The following is a 20,914-nucleotide window of genomic DNA, read 5'->3' as shown; positions in this document are numbered from 1 at the left end:
TTTTTGTTTTCTGATTTTCTCTTCTTTCAGGCACTTACACAAAGAAAGACCTGTGTGATATCGCTGCCATGTCCCGAATTACCTGATGTCTTAAAAAGTCCGAATAACTAGTTTTTGCAGTGCAATCATGGCATGCCTTGTGCAATAATATGCGTGTAGATGCTCATTCCATCTCTTATGTTCGCCATCTGGCCTCATAAACTCAGGAATGACGCAGAGCCGTTTCCGGTGCTTATCGTCCACTGACAGATGTCGCGTTAGCCTCATCAAACACCATGGACATAACGTTGAGTGAAGCACCCATTATGTTGTCATACAGACCTGTTTAACGCCTGCTCCGAAAGGAGCGGGCGTTTTTTTATGCATATTCGTCTGAAATGATTTTGTGTATACGATTGAAAAATATGTAGGCCCGGTAAGCGAAGTGCCACCGGGCAAGAGGGAATTACTGCGAAGGATTGTTGTTCTGTAGCGTCAGCATCAGGCCATCACGACGCATGGTGGCGGCTTCTTCAGGCTGATGCAGCCTGTCCAGTGCATCAGCGAGCCAGGCGTAGTCATAGGCATCCGGGCGCTGTTTAAGGGCCGCACGGAAGGCGAGTGTTGCCTCCTGCCATTCACCGTGCTTCATCAACGACTGACCAAGCGTACTCCACAGCAGCGGGCGATCGCCCACGGCTTTAATCTGCTGGCGCAGCACTTTTTCTATCTGCTCAGGGTTGTTGGTTTTCAGACGCGGGATGGGCAGCACCAGGCGGTCGTCATATTGACGTTTCAGACCCTCAATGATGATTTGCTGTGCCGTATCATGATCGTCGCACTCAATCAGATGCTCAGCCATGGCCACCTGCAGGGCAACCTGATGACGGGTTTTACGGTTCTGGTTTTTCCACCATGCGCGTAGACCCTCACTACCCTGATCGGCGCGAACCTGATCCATCAGGCCCACCCAGGCTTGTTGTTCCAGCATGGCACGGTGTTCTTCATCACCTACGCGTGCTTTGGCCATAGAAGGAATGATATCCAGTAAGGAACTCCATGCACCGGTGCGAATGTAAGCCTGCTCAGCCAGACGCAGAACTTCCGGGTGACGCGGCGTCACTTCCAGCAGCTTGTCGACGCTGTGGCGCGCGGCGTGGTCCTCATTGCGGGCCAACTGTAGGCGAACACGGGTGATGTCCACCGGGATTGTATCGTTGCCAGCCAGTTCAGCTGCACGTTCAAGGTGCTGATTAGCGCGCGCTTCATCACCACGCTGCTGAGCCGCTTCTGCCGCCAGCAGGTAATTTACTACCGGCTGTTCCGCGTGATCGGCGTTTTTCGACATCAGTTTTTCAACCTGCTGATAGTCGCCTTCTGCCAGCTTGAGCAGAGCCTGCTCGGTCTGCTTACGTGCACGGCGGCGCTTGCGACCCACAAACCAGCCGCGCGTATGCGCACCTGTGCGGAAAATACGGCGCAGCAGCCATTCAATCGCAAACAGAATGACCATGGCGACGATCAGGATGATCGCCAGACCCGTCACGCTGGTTTCAATATTGTAGTTGTCCGTTTGGATCAGTACGTAACCCTGATGACCGGCGATCATCGGACCGACGACGATCCCGGCGATCAGCAACACAAAGAGCAATAATACTTTTAGCATCATTATTCTCCCTGCGGCGCGGTTGCCGGCGTGTCAGCCTGAGGTGCAGGTGCAGGTGCAGGTGCAGGTGCAGCCTCGGCTGGAGAGGTTGTTGGCTGTGCCAGTAAATTACGCACGCGGGTTTGCATGAGCTTCTCGAGAATGGCCTGGCTCTGCAGCGTGTCCGGCACGTTCATACTGATGCTTTGCTGGCTCAGCTGATCCACTTCATCAAGAAACGCTTTGGTGGTTGCATCGTCGGTGTCGTAATAGGCGCGTACCCAGGTGGAGACATTCTCCAGCGCCTGGCGCCAGGTTTCTTCCTGATGACGTGGCACGGCTTGTGCGGCGACTAACAGGCGAGAACGGATATTTTCACGCAGGTAAACGTCCTGATTTGGTGCCAGTAGCGGAACGGCAGTTTCATCGCGACGGCGAATGGTAATAAAGCTGTCCATAAAGTTCTGCCAGCTTTTTTGCAGATTGACGCGCCATTCGCTAATAGAGCTGGAAAGCTCACTGCTGTCGGAATCCATCGGTGAATCGTCGGTGTTGTTGTCCGCCAGGCGTAGGTTATCAATCTGGTTGGAGAGCTGATTTACCTTGAGGATAATGCCGTCGTAGTCGACCTGTGAAACCGCAGACAGGCTGGCGATATCATCGGTGATGGCGCGACGGGCGGTAATCAAACTGGGATCGTTCATGTCTGCCAGGCTGGCATCGGCGCTTTTCAGCAGCGCTGCCGCAGACGTAACGTCCTGATCGCTCCATAATTTACGTCCGGCCATTTTCACCAGGAAATCAGCCTGTGCCAGCAGCCAGGTTTTTGCATCACTGCCGGAGATGGTGGCGACCTTCTGCTGGACTTCATCAAGCTGTTTGACCAGCGCGGCCTGCTGGCGACTGGCTTCATCCAGCTGCGTGGCCTGCTGTTTAATAATGCCTTCCAGTTCGCTCTTCTGACTTTCCTGCGCTTTTTGTAGCGCGATGAGCTGAGTCGCCAGCGCATCGCTGGTTGCGGTCTGTGTTGTTGCCTGCTGTTTCCCCCAGCCATACAAACCCACGCCCGCCGCCAGTGCAATCGCAATTGCCACTGCGCTCAGGATCAGTGCGGTGTTGTTGTGGTTCTTTTTTTCTGCTTTGACTGGCTGTGGCGTTGTTTCCACGGCCTCCCTGGTCTCTTCAACCACGGCGGAGGATTTTTCTTGTTCCGTCATTATGGCATCCCATTATGAGAGTTATTGTAATGCGCGCAGTAGCGCATCGTTGTCGGCGTTATCAGCGACCTTAATATCTTGCCAGCCCAGTTCCCGGGCGAGGTGCGCCAGACGCTCACTGACGACCAGCAGCCGACAGCGTAGTAACCAGTGCTCACGATACCACTGCGGAATAAGAGACCAGAGCTGTTGCAGCATCTCTCCGCTGGTGACAACCACCGTCGTCACACCGCGTGAATGCCAGCGCATTGCCTCTTCTGCACCATCGTAATATTTTGCACTGCGTTGATAACATTCACAAAAATCAACATCTGCACCACGAGCTGTTAAGGCTTCGCCTATCAGCTCACGACCGCCGTTGCCGCGTAAAATAAGCGCGCGTTTTCCCGCAATATTTTGTAATTCAGGTAATTGTAGCAAGACTTCGCTGATTTCCCGATCCAGCGGATAGTGAATATTGCATCCGCTCACGGTATGCAATGCCAGCGCTGTTGTGCGACCGATAGCAAAATAGCGCGGGAGAGTGGGCCAGTTTGCCCCCTGCTGCGAAAGCTCGGCATCGGCAAAGTTGACGGCATGCTGCGAGAGAGCAAAGACCAGATCGTTTTCCGTGAGCGCCGACAGTCGGGAGGCTAGCGTTGCCAGTTCCCGACCGGGCGAAAACTCGATAAGCGGAAAACTCCAGGCCACCTTCCCCAGTGTGCGCAGACGGCTCACTAACTCTTCCCCTGCGGGAGACGGGCGGGTGACCAGAATACTCATGCCGGTGCTTCTCCGTTATACACTTCAGCCAGAATGGTGCGTGCACCGTTCTCTAACAGTTCTTCCGCCAGGGAAATGCCCATTTGTTCGGCATCCTGCGGTGCACCACGACGCTCTCCACACACCATCTGCGACCCGTCAGGTGCACCGACCAGCGCACGTAGCCAAATCTCACCGTTGATGAGTTCTGCATAGCTGCCAATAGGCACCTGACAGCCCCCTTCGAGGCGGGTGTTCATGGCGCGTTCCGCTTTGACGCGTAGCGCTGTTTCTTCATGGTTGAGCGGGGCCAGCAGCGCCTGGGTACGTAGATCGTCAAGTCGACATTCTATACCTACTGCGCCTTGCCCTACAGCCGGCAGAGAGACTTCCGGTGGCAGCGCGGTCCGGACGCGTGACTCAAGTCCCAAACGTTTTAACCCGGCGACGGCGAGAATAATGGCGTCATAGTCGCCGTTATCCAGTTTGCCGAGGCGAGTACCCACGTTGCCACGCAGCGAGCGGATGACGAGATCCGGGCGCTGCTTTGCCAACTGGCACTGGCGACGCAGGCTCGAGGTCCCAACGATGCTGCCTGCCGGGAGGTCATCCAGTGAGTTAAATTTATTTGAGACAAACGCATCGCGTGGATCTTCGCGTTCACAGATAGTGACCAGCCCAAGCCCTTCAGGGAACTCGACCGGCACATCCTTCATGGAATGCACGGCGATATCGGCGCGTTTTTCCAACAGCGCGACTTCCAGCTCTTTGACAAATAAACCTTTCCCCCCGACTTTCGCCAGCGGGGTATCCAGGATCACGTCGCCACGGGTCACCATAGGGACCAGTTCAACGACCAGACCGGGGTGATTTGCCATCAAAGCGTCTTTGACATAATGTGCCTGCCAGAGCGCAAGGGGGCTTTGGCGTGTGGCAATTCTCAAAACATTGTCTAACATGCTTGTTACCGTCATTATCAATCATTAACCATCCTAACATCCTTATCAAAGGGATGTCAGCGTTACGCTCAAACGTAGTGAGACGAAAAGGCGCTGCATCATCACTGGCAGTGATTAATGACGAGAAACCTCCCGACCGTATGAAGGAATTTACACGCAACGAACGGTGCTACACTTGTATGTAGTGCATCTTTCTTTACGGTCAATGAGCAAGGTGTTAAATTGATCACGTTTTAGACCATTTTTTCGTCTGTACTCCCTAAAAAAAGTACGGCGAAAAAAGGTAACGGTTATTTTTGACATACGGTTTATCTGAATTGCTGAAGAGTGTTGGTAAGCGCATGCGCTGCAGCAATCGACAACATGCCAGATAGCAAAATCAGGCGATACGTCTTGTACCTCTATATTGAGACTCTGAAACAGAGACTGGATGCCATAAATCAACTGCGTGTCGATCGCGCGCTTGCTGCCATGGGACCTGCTTTCCAGCAGGTATACAGTCTGCTGCCGACATTATTGCACTACCACCATCCGCTGATGCCGGGTTACCTCGATGGTAACGTTCCCAAAGGCATATGCTTTTACACGCCTGATGAAACCCAACGTCACTACCTGAATGAGCTGGAGCTGTACCGCGGCATGTCGCCGCAGGACCCCCCGAAAGGTGAGCTGCCGATTACCGGCGTTTACTCGATGGGCAGCACCTCTTCAGTCGGGCAAAGCTGTTCCTCTGACCTGGATATCTGGGTCTGCCATCAATCCTGGCTGGATAGCGAAGAGCGTCAGTTGCTGCAGCGTAAATGCAGCCTGCTGGAAAGCTGGGCTGCCTCGCTGGGCGTGGAAGTCAGTTTCTTCCTGATTGATGAAAACCGTTTCCGTCACAATGAAAGCGGCAGTCTGGGTGGTGAAGACTGTGGCTCAACGCAGCACATCCTGTTGCTTGATGAATTTTATCGCACCGCCGTGCGCCTCGCGGGCAAACGTATTCTATGGAATATGGTGCCGGGCGACGAGGAAGAGCATTACGACGATTACGTTATGACGCTCTACGCACAGGGAGTGTTAACGCCAAACGAATGGCTGGATCTGGGTGGGCTCAGCTCGCTTTCCGCCGAAGAGTACTTTGGCGCCAGCCTCTGGCAGTTGTACAAGAGTATCGACTCCCCGTACAAAGCGGTGCTGAAAACGCTGCTGTTGGAAGCGTACTCCTGGGAATACCCCAATCCACGCCTGTTGGCGAAAGACATTAAACAGCGCCTGCACGACGGCGAGATTGTCTCTTTTGGTCTCGATCCGTACTGCATGATGCTGGAGCGCGTGACCGAGTACCTCACGGCAATCGAAGATCCGACGCGCCTCGATTTAGTTCGTCGATGTTTCTACTTAAAAGTGTGCGAGAAACTGAGCCGCGAGCGCGCCTGCGTGGGCTGGCGTCGTGAAGTGCTAGGTCAGTTAGTGAAAGAGTGGGGCTGGGACGACGCCCGTCTTACCATGCTGGATAACCGTGCCAACTGGAAGATTGACCAGGTACGTGAAGCGCACAACGAACTGCTCGATGCGATGATGCAGAGCTACCGTAACCTGATCCGCTTCGCGCGTCGTAACAACCTCAGCGTCAGCGCCAGCCCGCAGGACATCGGCGTGCTGACCCGTAAGCTGTACGCTGCGTTTGAGGCCCTGCCGGGCAAAGTGACGCTGGTGAACCCGCAGATCTCACCGGATCTCTCGGAACCGTATCTGACCTTTATCCATGTGCCGCCGGGTCGTGCTAACCGTTCGGGTTGGTATCTCTACAACCGTGCACCCAACATGGATTCGATCATCAGCCATCAGCCGCTGGAATATAACCGCTACCTGAACAAACTGGTGGCGTGGGCGTGGTTTAACGGTCTGCTGACATCACGTACGCATTTGTTTATTAAGGGCAACGGCATTGTCGATCTGCCGAAGCTACAGGAGATGGTCGCTGACGTATCGCACCACTTCCCGCTGCGCTTGCCGGCACCTACGCCGAAAGCGCTGTACAGCCCGTGTGAGATTCGCCATCTGGCGATTATCGTCAACCTTGAATACGACCCGACGGCGGCATTCCGCAATCAGGTGGTGCATTTTGATTTCCGTAAGCTGGACGTCTTCAGCTTTGGCGAAGAACAAAATTGCCTGGTCGGTAGCGTAGACCTGCTGTACCGCAACTCGTGGAACGAAGTACGTACGCTGCACTTCAACGGCGAGCAGGCGATGATTGAAGCGTTAAAAACGATTCTCGGCAAAATGCATCAAGATGCGGCACCGCCGGACAGCGTCGAGGTCTTCTGTTATAGCCAGCATTTACGTGGTCTGATCCGTACACGCGTCCAGCAACTGGTGTCCGAGTGCATTGAGCTGCGCCTTTCCAGTACACGCCATGAAACCGGTCGCTTCAAAGCGCTGCGCGTTGCCGGGCAGACGTGGGGACTGTTCTTTGAGCGTTTGAATGTGTCGGTACAGAAACTGGAAAACGCCATTGAATTCTACGGCGCAATTTCACACAACAAGCTGCACGGTCTTTCCGTTCAGGTTGAGACCAATCACGTGAAATTACCGTCTGTAGTGGATGGTTTTGCCAGTGAAGGGATCATCCAGTTCTTTTTCGAAGAAACGGGTGACGAGCAGGGCTTTAATATCTACATTCTGGACGAGAGTAATCGGGTCGAGGTGTATCACCATTGCGAAGGCAGCAAAGAAGAGCTGGTTCGCGATGTTAGCCGCTTCTACTCCTCGTCGCACGATCGCTTTACCTACGGCTCCAGCTTCATTAACTTTAATCTGCCGCAGTTCTATCAGATTGTGAAAACCGACGGTCGCGCGCAGGTGATCCCGTTCCGGACCCAGCCGATTAACCCGGTCCCGCCGGCTAATCAGGATAATGACACGCCGATGTTGCAGCAGTATTTTTCGTGATTACGATGCCGGATGGCGGTGTAAACACCGTATCCGGCCTACAATTGACGCGAAACGGGTAGGCCGGATAAGCAAAGCGCGTCCGGCACAAATTCTCAACGGAAGCTAACGGCTTCGCCTGCCTGCAGCGTTGCAGCCTGCTCCAGTAAATCCCAGAAGCTTTCGCCGCTACGGTCGCAAATCCATTCGTCACCTTTCAAGTTAAAATGGTAGCCACCCTGTTTGGTCGCCAGCCACACCTGATGCAACGGCTCCTGACGGTTAATAATAATCTTGCTGCCGTTTTCAAAGCTGATGGTCAGCACGCCGCCGTTAATCTCGCAGTCGATATCGCTGTCGCCGTCCCAGTCATCCAGACGTTCTTCGATGGTCATCCACAGGGTGTCGGCAAGGCGGTGAAATTCACTGTCGTTCATTGGTGTTTTTCCGTTTTTTCATGATGGCGAGAGTATAACCTGAAAGAATTCACGTTGCAGTTTTAGCCAAACTCTTGCTTTTACGTCTTCTCCTGCGATGATAGAAAACAGAAAGTATGAACTTTACGGGCAATCCATAATGAAAAACGTGTTTCAGGCACTCGCTGTACTTCTTACTCTGTTCAGCCTGACGGGCTGTGGTCTGAAAGGTCCACTCTATTTCCCGCCAGCAGATAAAACCGCGCCGCCACCGACGAAGCCAGTTGAAACGCAATCGCAGTCCACAGTGCCCGATCGAAACGATCGAGCAACGGGAGATGGGCCTTCCCAGGTAAACTACTAAAGCGAAGTCTCTGTACCCGCGTGAACGGAGTGAACGATGCAATTCTCTAAAATGCATGGCCTTGGCAACGATTTTATGGTCGTCGACGCGGTAACGCAGAATGTCTTTTTTTCACCTGAGCTGATCCGCCGCCTGGCCGACAGGCATCTTGGTGTGGGATTTGATCAACTGCTGGTGGTTGAGCCTCCGTACGATCCGGAGCTGGATTTCCATTACCGTATCTTTAATGCTGACGGTAGTGAAGTGTCGCAGTGCGGTAACGGTGCCCGTTGTTTTGCGCGTTTTGTACGCCTGAAAGGGCTGACCAATAAACGTGATATCCGCGTCAGTACGGCGAATGGCCGCATGGTATTAACTGTGACGGACGATGAGCTGGTGCGGGTCAATATGGGCGAGCCCAATTTTGAACCCTCGCAGGTGCCTTTTCGCGCCAATAAAGCAGAGAAGACCTATATTATGCGGGCGGCCGAGCAGACAGTATTGTGCGGCGTGGTATCAATGGGGAATCCACACTGCGTCATTCAGGTTGATGATGTGGATACGGCCACGGTGGAAACGCTGGGACCGGTTCTGGAAAGCCATGAACGCTTTCCTGAGCGCGCCAATATTGGATTTATGCAAGTGGTGAAACGCGAGCACATCCGGCTGCGCGTCTATGAACGTGGGGCGGGTGAAACGCAGGCCTGTGGCAGCGGGGCGTGCGCTGCTGTCGCTGTCGGTATTCAGCAGGGCCTGCTGGCAGAAGAAGTGCGCGTGGAACTACCGGGCGGTCGCCTTGATATCGCCTGGAAAGGCCCGGGTCATCCGTTGTATATGACTGGCCCGGCGGCACATGTCTACGACGGATTTATTCATCTATGAAGCAACCAGGGGAAGAACTACAGGAAACGCTCATGGAACTTGACGATCGGGCGGTCGTCGAATATCTACAACGTCACCCTGAGTTTTTTATCCGTAATGCGCAAGCGGTTGAAGCGATGCGCGTCCCGCACCCGGTGCGGGGGACGATCTCTTTAGTTGAATGGCATATGGCTCGGGCGCGTAATCATATCAACGTGCTTGAAGAGAACATGACGCTATTGATGGAACAGGCTAACGCCAACGAAAGTCTGTTTTATCGCCTGTTAAATCTGCAAGGACGGCTGGTGGCGGCCAGCAGCCTCGACGATATGCTGATGCGATTCCATCGCTGGGCACGTGAGCTGGGGCTGGCAGGCGCGACGGTTCGTCTGTTCCCGGATCGCTGGCGGCTTGGCGCCCCCTCAAAGTTTACCCATCTGGCATTAAGTCGTCAGGCCTTTGAGCCGCTGCGTATTCAGCGGCTCGGGCAGTCACAGCATTATCTGGGTCCGCTCAATGGCCCGGAACTGCTGGTGATGATGCCGGAGGCGAAAGCGATTGGCTCGGTAGCCATGTCGATGTTAGGGCAAGATGGTTCCCTTGGCGTCATGCTGTTCAGCAGCCGTGATGTTAATCATTACCAGCAAGGGCAAGGCACGCAGCTATTGCAGGAACTCTCGCTGATGTTGCCGGAACTGCTGGAGCGCTGGATTGAACGTGTATGACCGACTCACCGCTTTCTCAGGACGTTGCACGCTTCTTACGCTATCTGGGCGTGGAGCGTCAGCTTAGTCCCATCACGTTACTCAATTATCGGCGTCAGTTGGATGCCATCATCGCGATAGCCGAAGAAACCGGCCTGCAAAGCTGGCAACACTGTGATGCTGCAACGGTACGCAGTTTTGCCGTACGCAGTCGCCGCAAAGGTCTGGGACCGGCGAGCCTGGCGTTGCGCCTCTCCGCCTTACGCAGCTTCTTCGACTGGCTGGTCAATCAGGGCGAGCTGAAAGCCAACCCGGCAAAAGGTATTTCTGCGCCGAAGGCACCGCGCCATCTGCCGAAAAATATCGATGTGGATGACGTTAACCGACTGCTGGATATCGATCTCAACGATCCCCTCGCCGTGCGCGATCGGGCGATGCTGGAGGTGATGTACGGCGCCGGACTGCGTTTGTCGGAACTGGTTGGCCTGGATTGTAAGCATCTCGATCTCGACACCGGTGAAGTGTGGGTGATGGGTAAAGGCAGCAAAGAGCGCCGCCTGCCAATTGGCCGCAATGCGGTTGCGTGGATTGAACACTGGCTGGATCTGCGCGGGCTTTTCGGCAGTGACGACGACGCGCTGTTCCTGTCAAAACTGGGCAAACGTATCTCCGCGCGTAACGTGCAGAAACGTTTTGCCGAATGGGGTATCAAGCAGGGGCTGAACAGCCATGTGCATCCCCATAAACTGCGCCACTCGTTCGCGACGCATATGCTGGAGTCGAGCGGTGACCTGCGCGGGGTACAAGAGCTGTTGGGACACGCCAACCTCTCTACCACGCAAATCTATACCCATCTTGATTTTCAACACCTGGCTTCAGTGTACGATGCGGCGCATCCGCGCGCCAAACGGGGGAAATAATGCGTTTTTACCGGCCTTTGGGGCGTATTTCTGCGCTCACCTTTGACCTTGATGACACCCTTTACGATAACCGTCCCGTTATCACGCGCACCGAGCAGGAAGCGCTCGCGTTTGTGCAAAATTATCACCCGGCGCTGAGCTCCTTGCAAAATACCGACCTCCAGCGTCTGCGGCAGGCTGTGCGCGACGCCGAGCCGGACATTTATCATGACGTCACCCAGTGGCGTCATCGTGCCGTAGAGCGCGCTATGCTGGAGGCTGGCCTGTCGGCGGCAGAAGCCCGAATGGGGGCGAATGCGGCGATGATGAACTTCGCCAAATGGCGCAGCCGCATCGACGTCCCGCAATCTACGCATGACACGTTGAAGGTACTGGCCCGCAAGTGGCCGCTGGTGGCGATCACCAACGGTAACGCGCAGCCGGAGCTGTTTGGTCTGGGCGAATATTTTGAGTTTGTACTGCGTGCCGGCCCCGATGGGCGATCAAAACCGTTCAGCGACATGTATTTGCTGGCGGCGGAAAAACTGAATATGCCCATGGGTGAGATCCTGCACGTCGGTGACGACCTGACGACAGATGTCGCCGGGGCCATCCGCTGTGGCATGCAGGCCTGCTGGATCAAGCCGGAAAATGCCGACCTTATGCAAATCGCTGACAGCCGTTTACTGCCGCATATCGAAATTTCACAGTTGGCATCTCTGACCTCGCTGATATAATCATCAACAACTCTGTATAAATTCCCAGGGGTCCGGCTGGGCCCTGTTGATTCCGGCGGTGCCAATGGACGTTTCTTACCTGCTCGATAGCCTCAATGACGAACAGCGCCAGGCTGTGGCCGCGCCACGCAGCAACATGCTGGTTCTGGCAGGCGCGGGGAGTGGTAAAACGCGCGTGCTGGTACACCGCATCGCCTGGTTACTGACGGTTGAAAACAACTCGCCATACTCGATTATGGCGGTGACCTTTACCAACAAAGCGGCGGCAGAAATGCGCCACCGTATTGGTCAGATCATGGGAACCAGCCAGGGCGGTATGTGGGTCGGTACCTTCCACGGTCTGGCACACCGCCTGCTGCGTGCGCACCATATGGATGCCAATCTGCCGCAGGATTTCCAGATCCTCGACAGCGAAGACCAGCTGCGCCTGCTGAAGCGTCTGATCAAAGCAATGAATCTTGATGAGAAGCAGTGGCCGGCGCGTCAGGCCATGTGGTTTATCAACAGTCAGAAGGACGAAGGGCTGCGCCCGCATCATCTGCAGAGTTACGGCAATCCGGTCGAGCAAACCTGGCAGAAGGTTTACCAGGCCTACCAGGAAGCGTGCGATCGCGCCGGGCTGGTGGATTTCGCCGAGCTGCTGCTGCGCGCCCATGAACTGTGGCTCAACAAACCGCACATTCTGCAGCACTACCGCGAACGTTTTACCAACATCCTGGTGGACGAATTCCAGGATACCAACAACATCCAGTACGCGTGGATCCGCCTGCTGGCAGGCGACACCGGCAAGGTGATGATCGTCGGCGATGATGATCAGTCAATCTACGGCTGGCGCGGGGCGCAGGTGGAGAACATCCAGCGCTTCCTCAACGATTTCCCCGGTGCCGAAACTATCCGTCTGGAGCAGAACTACCGCTCGACCAACAATATCCTGAGCGCGGCCAACGCCCTGATTGAAAACAACAACGGTCGGTTGGGCAAAAAGCTGTGGACCGACGGCGTCGACGGCGAACCGATTTCGCTCTACTGCGCGTTCAACGAACTCGATGAAGCGCGCTTTGTGGTTAACCGCATCAAAACCTGGCAGGACAACGGCGGCGCGCTGGAACAATGCGCCATTCTGTATCGTAGCAACGCCCAGTCGCGTGTGCTGGAAGAGGCGCTGTTACAGGCCAGCATGCCGTACCGTATCTACGGTGGAATGCGCTTCTTCGAACGTCAGGAAATCAAAGACGCGCTCTCTTACCTGCGTCTGATTGCCAACCGTAACGATGACGCCGCGTTTGAGCGCGTGGTCAATACCCCCACGCGCGGTATCGGCGATCGTACGCTGGACGTGGTGCGTCAAACCTCGCGCGACCGCCAGCTGACAATGTGGCAGGCGTGCCGTGACCTGCTGCAGGAAAAAGCCCTGGCCGGGCGTGCCGCCAGCGCGTTACAGCGCTTTATGGAGCTTATCGACGCGCTGGCGCAGGAAACCGCCGATATGCCGCTACACGTGCAGACCGACCGGGTAATAAAAGACTCCGGCTTGCGTATGATGTACGAGCAGGAAAAAGGCGAGAAGGGCCAGACGCGAATCGAAAACTTAGAGGAACTGGTGACGGCAACGCGCCAGTTCAGCTACAACGAAGAAGACGAAGACTTAATGCCGCTGCAGGCGTTTCTCTCCCATGCCGCGTTGGAAGCGGGGGAAGGGCAGGCGGATACCTGGCAGGACGCGGTACAGCTGATGACGCTGCACTCGGCGAAAGGTCTGGAGTTCCCGCAGGTGTTTATCGTGGGGATGGAAGAAGGCATGTTCCCCAGCCAGATGTCGCTGGACGAAGGTGGTCGCCTCGAAGAAGAGCGTCGCCTGGCTTACGTCGGTGTGACCCGTGCGATGCAGAAGCTGACGCTGACCTATGCCGAGACGCGTCGTCTGTACGGCAAAGAGGTTTACCACCGTCCATCGCGCTTCATCGGTGAATTACCTGAGGCCTGCGTGGAAGAAGTTCGTCTGCGTGCCACGGTCAGCCGCCCGGTCAGCCATCAACGGATGGGCACGCCGATGGCGGAGAACGACACCGGCTATAAGCTCGGTCAGCGTGTGCGTCACGCTAAGTTTGGTGAGGGCACCATCGTCAACCTGGAAGGCAGCGGTGAACATAGTCGTTTGCAGGTGGCGTTCCAGGGGCAGGGGATCAAATGGCTGGTTGCCGCCTACGCCAGACTGGAAACGGTATAATCGGTTTGGCTTTGCCGGATGGCGACGCTGGCGCGTCTTATCCGGCCTACAGACCGGGTAACATTTTGATTTGTAGGCCGGATAAGGCGAAGCCGTCATCCGGCAATCTTTCGGTTAATATTCTGAAATCATAGATAAATCCCCCCGTTCTGCTAACCTTGCAGCATGAGGGGAAATTATTACTTTTTCGCCATCTGTTGCGTGTTGACGTCAAAATTTTGCTGGCGTAACATGCGCGCACGATTACGCTAAGAGGACATTCGCCTTGGACACACCCAGTAGATACTGGCTCATTATCCTGTCATCCAGGATCAACTCCTAAGGCTATCCCTTTTTGCTGATAGCCTTCGCGGTTGTCAGCGACCTTCTGTTTTTTCTCGTCGCGCCGAGTCAGGCTGTTTAATGGTCTGAAACCCAATTTGTTTCTGTGTGCCCACCGAACTGTCCGATAATTTTTTGCATTGGGAGTCCCGGTCATGCTGAGCGCATTTCAACTGGAAAACAATCGTTTAATACGTCTTGAGGCGGATGAGATTGATCATCTCGCTAGCTCGGTTTGGGTCGATTTAGTCGAGCCGGATGACGATGAACGAAACCGTGTGCAAAAGGACTTGGGCCAGAACCTGGCTACGCGCCCTGAACTGGAAGACATCGAAGCATCCGCACGTTTTTTTGAAGACGAAGACGGCCTGCACATCCACTCCTTCTTCTTCTATGAAGATGCCGACGATCACGCGGGCAACTCAACCGTGGCATTCACCATTCGTGAAGGTCGTCTGTTTACCCTGCGCGAGCGTGAACTGCCGGCGTTTCGCCTGTACCGTATGCGTGCGCGCAGCCAGGCGATGGTCGACGGCAACGCTTACGAGCTGTTGCTCGATCTGTTCGAAACGAAAATCGAACAGCTGGCGGATGAAATAGAGAACATTTACAGCGATCTGGAAAAACTCAGCCGTGTGATTATGGAAGGGCGTCAGGGCGATGAATATGACGAAGCGCTTTCCACGCTGGCGGAACTGGAAGATATCGGCTGGAAAGTTCGTCTGTGTCTGATGGATACCCAGCGCGCATTAAACTTCCTGGTGCGTAAGGCGCGATTGCCGGGCGGTCAGCTGGAGCAGGCACGTGAGATCCTGCGCGATATCGAATCCCTGCTGCCGCACAATGAATCCCTGTTCCAGAAGGTTAACTTCCTGATGCAGGCGGCGATGGGTTTTATCAACATCGAGCAGAACCGCATCATCAAGATCTTCTCGGTGGTCTCCGTGGTGTTCCTGCCGCCGACGCTGGTGGCATCCAGCTACGGCATGAACTTTGAGTTCATGCCGGAACTGCACTGGAGCTTCGGTTACCCGGGCGCGATTGTCTTTATGATGCTCGCGGGCCTGGCGCCGTATCTGTACTTTAAGCGCAAGAACTGGCTGTAATGGCTGTGCCGGATGGCGCTTCGCTTATCCGGCCTACTAAAGCACATCTCCGTAGGCCGGATAAGGCGCAGCCGCCATCCGGCAATCCCTTAGCTCCGACGGCCCCGTCGTAGGGTATATATCGCATCCATCACGAATATCGCCAGCGCCACCCAGATAAAGGCGAACGTGACCATTTTATCCGTACCCGGCACCTCACCGTAGAACGTCACCGCCAGCAGGAACATCAGCGTCGGCCCGATATACTGGAAAAAGCCCAGCGTGGACAGACGCAGGCGGGTTGCGGCACCGGTAAAGCACAGCAGCGGAATGGTGGTCACGACCCCTGCGGCAATCAGCAGCAAATTAAGCGACATCGGGTTCTGCCCCATATGGCTGGTTGGGCTGTCGGCAATACCAAACAGATAGATTGCCGCAATCGGTAACAGCCACAAGGTTTCGATCAGCATGCCGGTTTGCGCCTCGACGGCGATCTTCTTACGCACCAGGCCATAAAAAGCAAAGCTGAAGGCCAGTCCCAGCGCAATGATTGGCAGTGACCCAAACGTCCACAACTGTACCAGCACGCCGCAGGCGGCGAGCAGCACGGCCAGCCACTGCATGCGGCGAAAGCGCTCACCGAGGAAAATCATGCCCAATACAATATTCACCAGCGGGTTAATAAAGTAGCCGAGGCTGGCTTCCAGCATATGGTGGTTGTTGACCGCCCAAATGAATAGCAGCCAGTTTCCGCCGATGAGCACCGCGGAAAGCGCCAGCAGGAAAACCTTCTTTGGCGTTTGCAGCAGCGTTTTAACGCCCGACCACTGGCGGCTGATGCTCATCAACACCACCATAAAGAAAAACGACCAAATCACACGGTGCGTCAGGATCTCGTCTGCGGGGACGTAGTAAATCAACTTGAAATATGCGGGTGCAATGCCCCAAATAAAATAGGCAGCAAGAGCGAGTAATACGCCCTGCCGCGTTTGCTTAGCATCCATCGGGAAAACTCATTTCAGAAATGTAACGGCAGTTTACCTTGTTTCAGGCGCTTACCCCACCATATACGTTGCGGTAGCGCTGGCGATATAAAGCTGCTCTTCGTTATGCAGCTCCACTCGCGCGACGGCAACTTTATTGCCTGCCCGCAGCAAACTGCTGGTAGCCGTGAAGCGATTCCCCCTGCCCGGGCGCAGATAATCGACGCGGAGATCGATGGTTCCCATGCGCGACATCCGCTGGCGCAGTTCGTCCTCGCTGATGGTTTCATGGCGCGTCAGCGTACTGCCCACGCACACCAGCCCGGCTGCTACGTCCAATGCTGAGGCGATCACGCCGCCATGCAGAATGCTTTGCGCCCAGTTGCCGACCATCATCGGTTGGTTATTAAAGGCCAGTTGGGCAAACTCTTTTTCGTAGCGTTCCAGCTCCAGCCCCAGCGCCCGGTTAAACGGCATATGGTAGACAAACATTTCACCCACTAATTTCAACGCTTGCTCAGCAGTCAGTACGGCAGACATACAATCCCTAACTCTCAATGGTTAATGAAGTGTTGATATTATGCTTCTTAATTGTTGTTTTCTACTTTAAGACGGGATAACTAACGAGGGACGCACTAAGTATGTAAAATGCTATCAATAAAATCTTACAATTCATCAATATTTTGTTCAGGAGAACATGACCGATGCGGGCGATTCTGGGATGGTTACTACCAGCAGTTATGCTGCCGTTGACCGTGTATGCGCAGGAAGCGACAGTGAAAGAGATTCATGATGCACCCGCTGTGCGCGGCAGTATTATTGCCAACATGCTGCAAGAGCATGACAATCCTTTCACGCTTTACCCTTATGACACCAACTACCTCATCTACACCAATACCAGCGACATGAATAAAGAGGCCATCAGCAGCTATAGCTGGTCTGAAAATGCGCGTAAAGATGAGGTGAAGTTTCAGCTGAGCCTGGCGTTTCCGCTGTGGCGCGGGATTTTAGGCCCGAACTCCGTGCTTGGTGGTTCCTATACCCAGAAATCCTGGTGGCAGCTTTCTAATAGCGAAGAATCGGCACCGTTTCGCGAAACTAACTACGAACCACAACTATTCCTCGGTTTCGCCACCGATTACCGCGTTGCCGGCTGGACGCTACGTGATGTGGAAATGGGATACAACCACGACTCTAACGGTCGTTCCGAACCGACCTCGCGCAGCTGGAACCGCCTGTATACCCGCCTGATGGCAGAAAACGGTAACTGGCTGGTAGAAGTGAAGCCGTGGTACGTCATCGGCAGCACTGACGATAACCCTGATATCACTAAATATATGGGCTACTATCAGCTCAAACTGGGTTACCACCTCGGTGACGCCGTGTTAAGCGCGAAAGGTCAGTACAACTGGAATACCGGCTACGGCGGCGCTGAGCTGGGTGTCAGCTACCCCATCACCAAACATGTTCGTCTTTATACGCAGGTCTACAGTGGTTATGGAGAGTCGCTGATTGACTATAACTTTAATCAGACGCGCGTTGGCGTGGGCGTAATGCTCAACGATATCTTCTGATCGGCATTGAGAGTATTTTAATCATTGCAGTTTCTCTCTCAGGCGCTGAAAATAGCGCCTGTTTTTATTTAAGGTTAACGGGGTTAATGTGGCGCAGGCGGAAGTGTTGAATCTGGAAATGGGCGCTAAACAGGTTTTGCAGGAAACCTTTGGCTACCAACAGTTTCGCCCTGGTCAGGAAGAAATCATTGACACCGTGCTCTCTGGCCGCGACTGCCTGGTCGTTATGCCAACCGGTGGCGGTAAATCCCTTTGTTATCAAATTCCCGCATTATTGCTCAACGGCCTCACCGTGGTTGTTTCGCCGCTGATTTCCCTGATGAAAGACCAGGTCGATCAACTGCTGGCAAACGGTGTGGCAGCGGCGTGCCTGAACTCTACCCAGAGCCGTGAACAGCAGCAAGAGGTGATGGCAGGCTGTCGCAGCGGGCAAATCCGCCTGCTGTATATTGCGCCCGAGCGCCTGATGCTGGATAACTTCCTTGATAATCTGGCGCACTGGAATCCGGTACTGCTGGCGGTAGATGAAGCGCACTGTATTTCCCAGTGGGGGCATGATTTCCGCCCGGAATATGCCGCGCTGGGTCAGCTGCGTCAACGCTTCCCCGCGCTGCCGTTTGTGGCGCTCACGGCCACCGCCGATGACACCACCCGGCTGGATATTGTGCGGCTGCTCGGGCTTAACGATCCCCTCATTCAGATCAGCAGCTTCGACCGTCCAAATATCCGCTATATGCTGATGGAAAAGTTTAAGCCACTCGATCAGCTGATGCGCTACGTGCAGGAACAGCGCGGAAAGTCCGGCATTATTTACTGCAACAGCCGCGCGAAGGTTGAAGACACCGCGGCGCGTCTGCAAAGCCGCGGGATCAGCGCCGGGGCCTATCATGCCGGGTTGGACAACAACGTGCGCGCCGACGTGCAGGAGAAATTCCAGCGCGACGACCTGCAAATCGTTGTCGCGACCGTGGCGTTTGGCATGGGAATTAACAAACCCAACGTGCGCTTCGTGGTGCATTTTGATATCCCGCGTAATATCGAGTCCTACTATCAGGAAACTGGGCGTGCCGGGCGTGATGGCCTGCCCGCAGAAGCGATGCTGTTTTACGATCCGGCCGATATGGCGTGGCTCCGCCGTTGTCTCGAAGAGAAACCCGCCGGACAGCTGCTGGATATCGAGCGTCACAAGCTCAATGCGATGGGGGCCTTTGCCGAGGCGCAAACCTGTCGTCGTCTGGTGCTGCTGAACTATTTTGGCGAAGGGCGTCAGGAGCCGTGCGGCAACTGCGATATTTGTCTCGATCCGCCAAAACAGTACGACGGCTTAATGGATGCGCGTAAAGCGCTGTCGACGATCTACCGCGTTAACCAACGTTTTGGTATGGGCTATGTCGTCGAGGTTCTGCGCGGGGCGAATAACCAGCGCATTCGTGAGATGGCGCATGACAAGCTGCCGGTCTACGGTATTGGTCGTGAACAGAGCCACGAACATTGGGTGAGCGTCATTCGCCAGCTGATTCACCTCGGACTGGTGACGCAGAATATTGCCCACCACTCCGCGTTGCAGTTAACCGAAGCTGCGCGTCCGGTACTGCGCGGCGTTGTGCCGCTACAGCTTGCGGTGCCGCGTATTGTGGCGCTTAAACCACGCGCAATGCAGAAATCCTTTGGCGGTAACTACGATCGTAAGCTGTTTGCCAAACTGCGTAAGCTGCGTAAAGCCATTGCCGATGAAGAGAATATCCCGCCGTATGTGGTCTTTAACGACGCCACGCTGATTGAAATGGCCGAGCAAATGCCGGTGTCACCGAGCGAAATGCTGAGCGTCAACGGCGTGGGAATGCGTAAACTTGAGCGTTTTGGCAAAGAGTTTATGGCACTTATCCGCGCACATGTTGATGGTGACGACGAAGAGTAGTCAGCCAGGCAAAAAAGTGCCAGGATGGTGACTCTCTGAACTATTTCCCCGCGAGTCATTTTATGTTAACGCTATTTTTTACCGTTGCGTTGGTACACATCGTAGCGCTGATGAGTCCTGGCCCGGACTTTTTCTTTGTCTCGCAAACGGCCGTTAGCCGCTCGCGCAAAGAGGCGATGATGGGTGTGCTGGGTATTACCTGCGGCGTCATGGTCTGGGCGGGCGTGGCGCTGCTCGGTCTGCATCTGATCATCGAAAAAATGGCCTGGCTGCACACGATTATTATGGTCGGCGGTGGTCTGTATCTGTGCTGGATGGGGTATCAGATGCTGCGCGGCGCGTTTAAAAAACAGGACGTTGCGGCACCCGCGCCGCAGGTTGAGCTGGCGCAGAGCGGTCGCAGTTTTTTAAAAGGTCTGCTGACCAACCTGGCGAATCCCAAAGCCATTATCTATTTTGGCTCCGTCTTTTCGCTGTTTGTCGGCGACAACGTCGGTACCGCTGCCCGTTGGGGTATTTTTGCGCTGATTATCGTCGAGACGCTGGCGTGGTTTACCGTGGTTGCCAGCCTGTTTGCACTGCCGAAAATGCGTCGTGGCTATCAGCGTCTGGCGAAGTGGATTGACGGCTTTGCCGGCGCGTTATTCGCGGGCTTCGGCATTCATCTGATTATTTCGCGTTAACTTACCAGTAGGCCGGATAAGCGGTAGCGTCATCCGGCACTGATCTCAGGCATGCCGTGCTGACGCCAGCAGGGCACCTATCAGCATAAACAGCGAACCAAACACTTTGTTCAGCGCCTTCATTTGCTTTGGCCCTTTAATCCAGCCCGCAATGCGGGTGGCCAGCGTCGCATAACCGATCATCACAATAATATCGACCACGATGGTGGTCACGCCCAGCACCACGTACTGCATCAACTGCGGCTCCTGCGGCATGATGAACTGCGGGAACAGGGCGGCGAGAAATACAATGCTCTTTGGGTTGGTCAGGTTGACGAAGACGGCGCGCTTGAACAGGCGACTGCGTGATTGCGTATTGGCGATGGTGTTCAGGTCGATGGCACCCGCCGCGCGCCATTGCTGAATGCCCAACCAGATAAGATAGGCTGCCCCCGCCCACTTCAGTACCTCAAAGGCGATCACTGACCGTGAGAATAGCGTTCCTAGCCCAACACCGACCAGCACGATATGAATGCCAAGCCCGGTCTGCAAACCGGCAATCGACGCCGCTGCTCCCCGATAACCATGGCTGATGGCGGTTGTCATGGTGTTGATCGCCCCTGAACCTGGCGACAAGCTCAAAACAATGGACGTCAGCAGGTAGGCGAACCACCATTCAAAGGTCATGAGAAACTCCCGACTTGTCTATTTTTATGCCACAATA

The 20,914-nt window shown here is 54.8% G+C and carries 20 protein-coding genes; 12 read left to right on the top strand and 8 right to left on the bottom strand.

Translation table 11 applies throughout. The features are described 5' to 3' along the window. Positions 1-445: 445 nt before the first annotated feature. Genes hemY through hemC form a run of 4 tightly spaced genes read right to left on the bottom strand, consistent with a single transcriptional unit; the run spans position 446 to position 4,541 of the window. Complete coding sequence (gene hemY, locus QNN86_RS22500) at positions 446-1,645, bottom strand: protoheme IX biogenesis protein HemY (protein ID WP_181619528.1); 1,200 nt, start codon at positions 1,643-1,645, stop codon at positions 446-448. A gap of 2 nt (positions 1,646-1,647) precedes the next feature. Continuing rightward, positions 1,648-2,841 carry a uroporphyrinogen-III C-methyltransferase gene (hemX, locus tag QNN86_RS22495; RefSeq protein WP_414212356.1) on the bottom strand — a complete coding sequence of 398 codons (1,194 nt, stop codon included), beginning with the start codon at positions 2,839-2,841 and terminating at the stop codon, positions 1,648-1,650. A 21-nt stretch (positions 2,842-2,862) separates the two neighbouring features. Continuing rightward, positions 2,863-3,603, bottom strand: coding sequence for a uroporphyrinogen-III synthase (gene hemD / locus QNN86_RS22490; protein WP_414212355.1), 741 nt, complete (start codon positions 3,601-3,603; stop codon positions 2,863-2,865). After that, complete coding sequence (gene hemC, locus QNN86_RS22485) at positions 3,600-4,541, bottom strand: hydroxymethylbilane synthase (protein ID WP_181618191.1); 942 nt, start codon at positions 4,539-4,541, stop codon at positions 3,600-3,602. The genes hemD and hemC overlap by 4 nt, the downstream gene beginning before the upstream one ends. A gap of 393 nt (positions 4,542-4,934) precedes the next feature. On the opposite strand from hemC, the gene cyaA reads away from it, so the two are divergent. Next, positions 4,935-7,481 (top strand): class I adenylate cyclase, encoded by a 2,547-nt coding sequence (cyaA, locus tag QNN86_RS22480; protein ID WP_181618190.1) that lies wholly within the window; start codon positions 4,935-4,937, stop codon positions 7,479-7,481. A gap of 95 nt (positions 7,482-7,576) precedes the next feature. Here the strand turns inward: cyaA and cyaY are convergent, their stop codons facing one another. Continuing rightward, complete coding sequence (gene cyaY / locus QNN86_RS22475) at positions 7,577-7,897, bottom strand: iron donor protein CyaY (RefSeq protein WP_181618189.1); 321 nt, start codon at positions 7,895-7,897, stop codon at positions 7,577-7,579. 139 nt (positions 7,898-8,036) lie between these two features. Between cyaY and lptM the strand changes: the two genes are divergently transcribed. The 8 genes from lptM (at position 8,037) to corA (ending at position 15,074) form a co-directional block, all read left to right on the top strand. Continuing rightward, on the top strand, positions 8,037-8,240 hold the full coding sequence (gene lptM / locus QNN86_RS22470; RefSeq protein WP_115259844.1) for an LPS translocon maturation chaperone LptM: 204 nt from the start codon (positions 8,037-8,039) through the stop codon (positions 8,238-8,240). 36 nt (positions 8,241-8,276) lie between these two features. Continuing rightward, positions 8,277-9,101 carry a diaminopimelate epimerase gene (gene dapF, locus QNN86_RS22465; protein ID WP_003017933.1) on the top strand — a complete coding sequence of 275 codons (825 nt, stop codon included), beginning with the start codon at positions 8,277-8,279 and terminating at the stop codon, positions 9,099-9,101. Further along, the gene (locus QNN86_RS22460; RefSeq protein ID WP_181618188.1) at positions 9,098-9,805 is read left to right on the top strand and encodes a DUF484 domain-containing protein; all 708 of its coding nucleotides are present in this window, start codon (positions 9,098-9,100) and stop codon (positions 9,803-9,805) included. Before dapF ends, QNN86_RS22460 begins: the two co-directional genes overlap by 4 nt. Then, entirely contained in the window at positions 9,802-10,704 is a 903-nt protein-coding gene (xerC, locus tag QNN86_RS22455; RefSeq protein WP_414212354.1) for a tyrosine recombinase XerC, read from the top strand. Before QNN86_RS22460 ends, xerC begins: the two co-directional genes overlap by 4 nt. After that, on the top strand, positions 10,704-11,420 hold the full coding sequence (gene yigB / locus QNN86_RS22450; RefSeq protein ID WP_414212353.1) for a 5-amino-6-(5-phospho-D-ribitylamino)uracil phosphatase YigB: 717 nt from the start codon (positions 10,704-10,706) through the stop codon (positions 11,418-11,420). Before xerC ends, yigB begins: the two co-directional genes overlap by 1 nt. 64 nt (positions 11,421-11,484) lie before the next feature. Then, positions 11,485-13,647, top strand: a complete 2,163-nt coding sequence (gene uvrD, locus QNN86_RS22445; protein ID WP_414212352.1) for a DNA helicase II — start codon at positions 11,485-11,487, stop codon at positions 13,645-13,647. Positions 13,648-13,912: 265 nt separating this feature from the next. Further along, entirely contained in the window at positions 13,913-13,969 is a 57-nt protein-coding gene (gene ysgD / locus QNN86_RS22440) for a YsgD/CorL family protein (RefSeq protein ID WP_212723238.1), read from the top strand. Between the two features lie 154 nt (positions 13,970-14,123). Then, the gene (gene corA, locus QNN86_RS22435; protein WP_181618185.1) at positions 14,124-15,074 is read left to right on the top strand and encodes a magnesium/cobalt transporter CorA; all 951 of its coding nucleotides are present in this window, start codon (positions 14,124-14,126) and stop codon (positions 15,072-15,074) included. 89 nt (positions 15,075-15,163) lie between these two features. Here the strand turns inward: corA and rarD are convergent, their stop codons facing one another. Both rarD and yigI read right to left on the bottom strand, forming a co-directional pair. After that, positions 15,164-16,057, bottom strand: a complete 894-nt coding sequence (gene rarD / locus QNN86_RS22430) for an EamA family transporter RarD (RefSeq protein ID WP_182270669.1) — start codon at positions 16,055-16,057, stop codon at positions 15,164-15,166. Between the two features lie 51 nt (positions 16,058-16,108). Beyond that, positions 16,109-16,576 (bottom strand): acyl-CoA thioesterase YigI, encoded by a 468-nt coding sequence (gene yigI / locus QNN86_RS22425; RefSeq protein ID WP_005133301.1) that lies wholly within the window; start codon positions 16,574-16,576, stop codon positions 16,109-16,111. A gap of 164 nt (positions 16,577-16,740) precedes the next feature. Between yigI and pldA the strand changes: the two genes are divergently transcribed. From pldA to rhtC, 3 genes are all read left to right on the top strand, one after another. Beyond that, positions 16,741-17,610, top strand: coding sequence for a phospholipase A (gene pldA / locus QNN86_RS22420; RefSeq protein ID WP_096758921.1), 870 nt, complete (start codon positions 16,741-16,743; stop codon positions 17,608-17,610). Between the two features lie 88 nt (positions 17,611-17,698). Beyond that, positions 17,699-19,528 carry an ATP-dependent DNA helicase RecQ gene (recQ, locus tag QNN86_RS22415; protein ID WP_115259840.1) on the top strand — a complete coding sequence of 610 codons (1,830 nt, stop codon included), beginning with the start codon at positions 17,699-17,701 and terminating at the stop codon, positions 19,526-19,528. Positions 19,529-19,590: 62 nt separating this feature from the next. After that, the gene (gene rhtC, locus QNN86_RS22410) at positions 19,591-20,211 is read left to right on the top strand and encodes a threonine export protein RhtC (protein WP_096758919.1); all 621 of its coding nucleotides are present in this window, start codon (positions 19,591-19,593) and stop codon (positions 20,209-20,211) included. 45 nt (positions 20,212-20,256) lie between these two features. Here the strand turns inward: rhtC and rhtB are convergent, their stop codons facing one another. Beyond that, positions 20,257-20,877, bottom strand: coding sequence for a homoserine/homoserine lactone efflux protein (gene rhtB / locus QNN86_RS22405; protein ID WP_096758918.1), 621 nt, complete (start codon positions 20,875-20,877; stop codon positions 20,257-20,259). Positions 20,878-20,914 lie beyond the last annotated feature (37 nt).

Origin of the sequence: Citrobacter sp. C348, from assembly GCF_047467975.1 — a bacterium.
Classification (GTDB): domain Bacteria; phylum Pseudomonadota; class Gammaproteobacteria; order Enterobacterales; family Enterobacteriaceae; genus Citrobacter; species Citrobacter gillenii.
The sequence above is the reverse complement of the archived record's forward strand: the minus strand, read 5'-3'. Positions and strand labels throughout refer to the sequence as shown.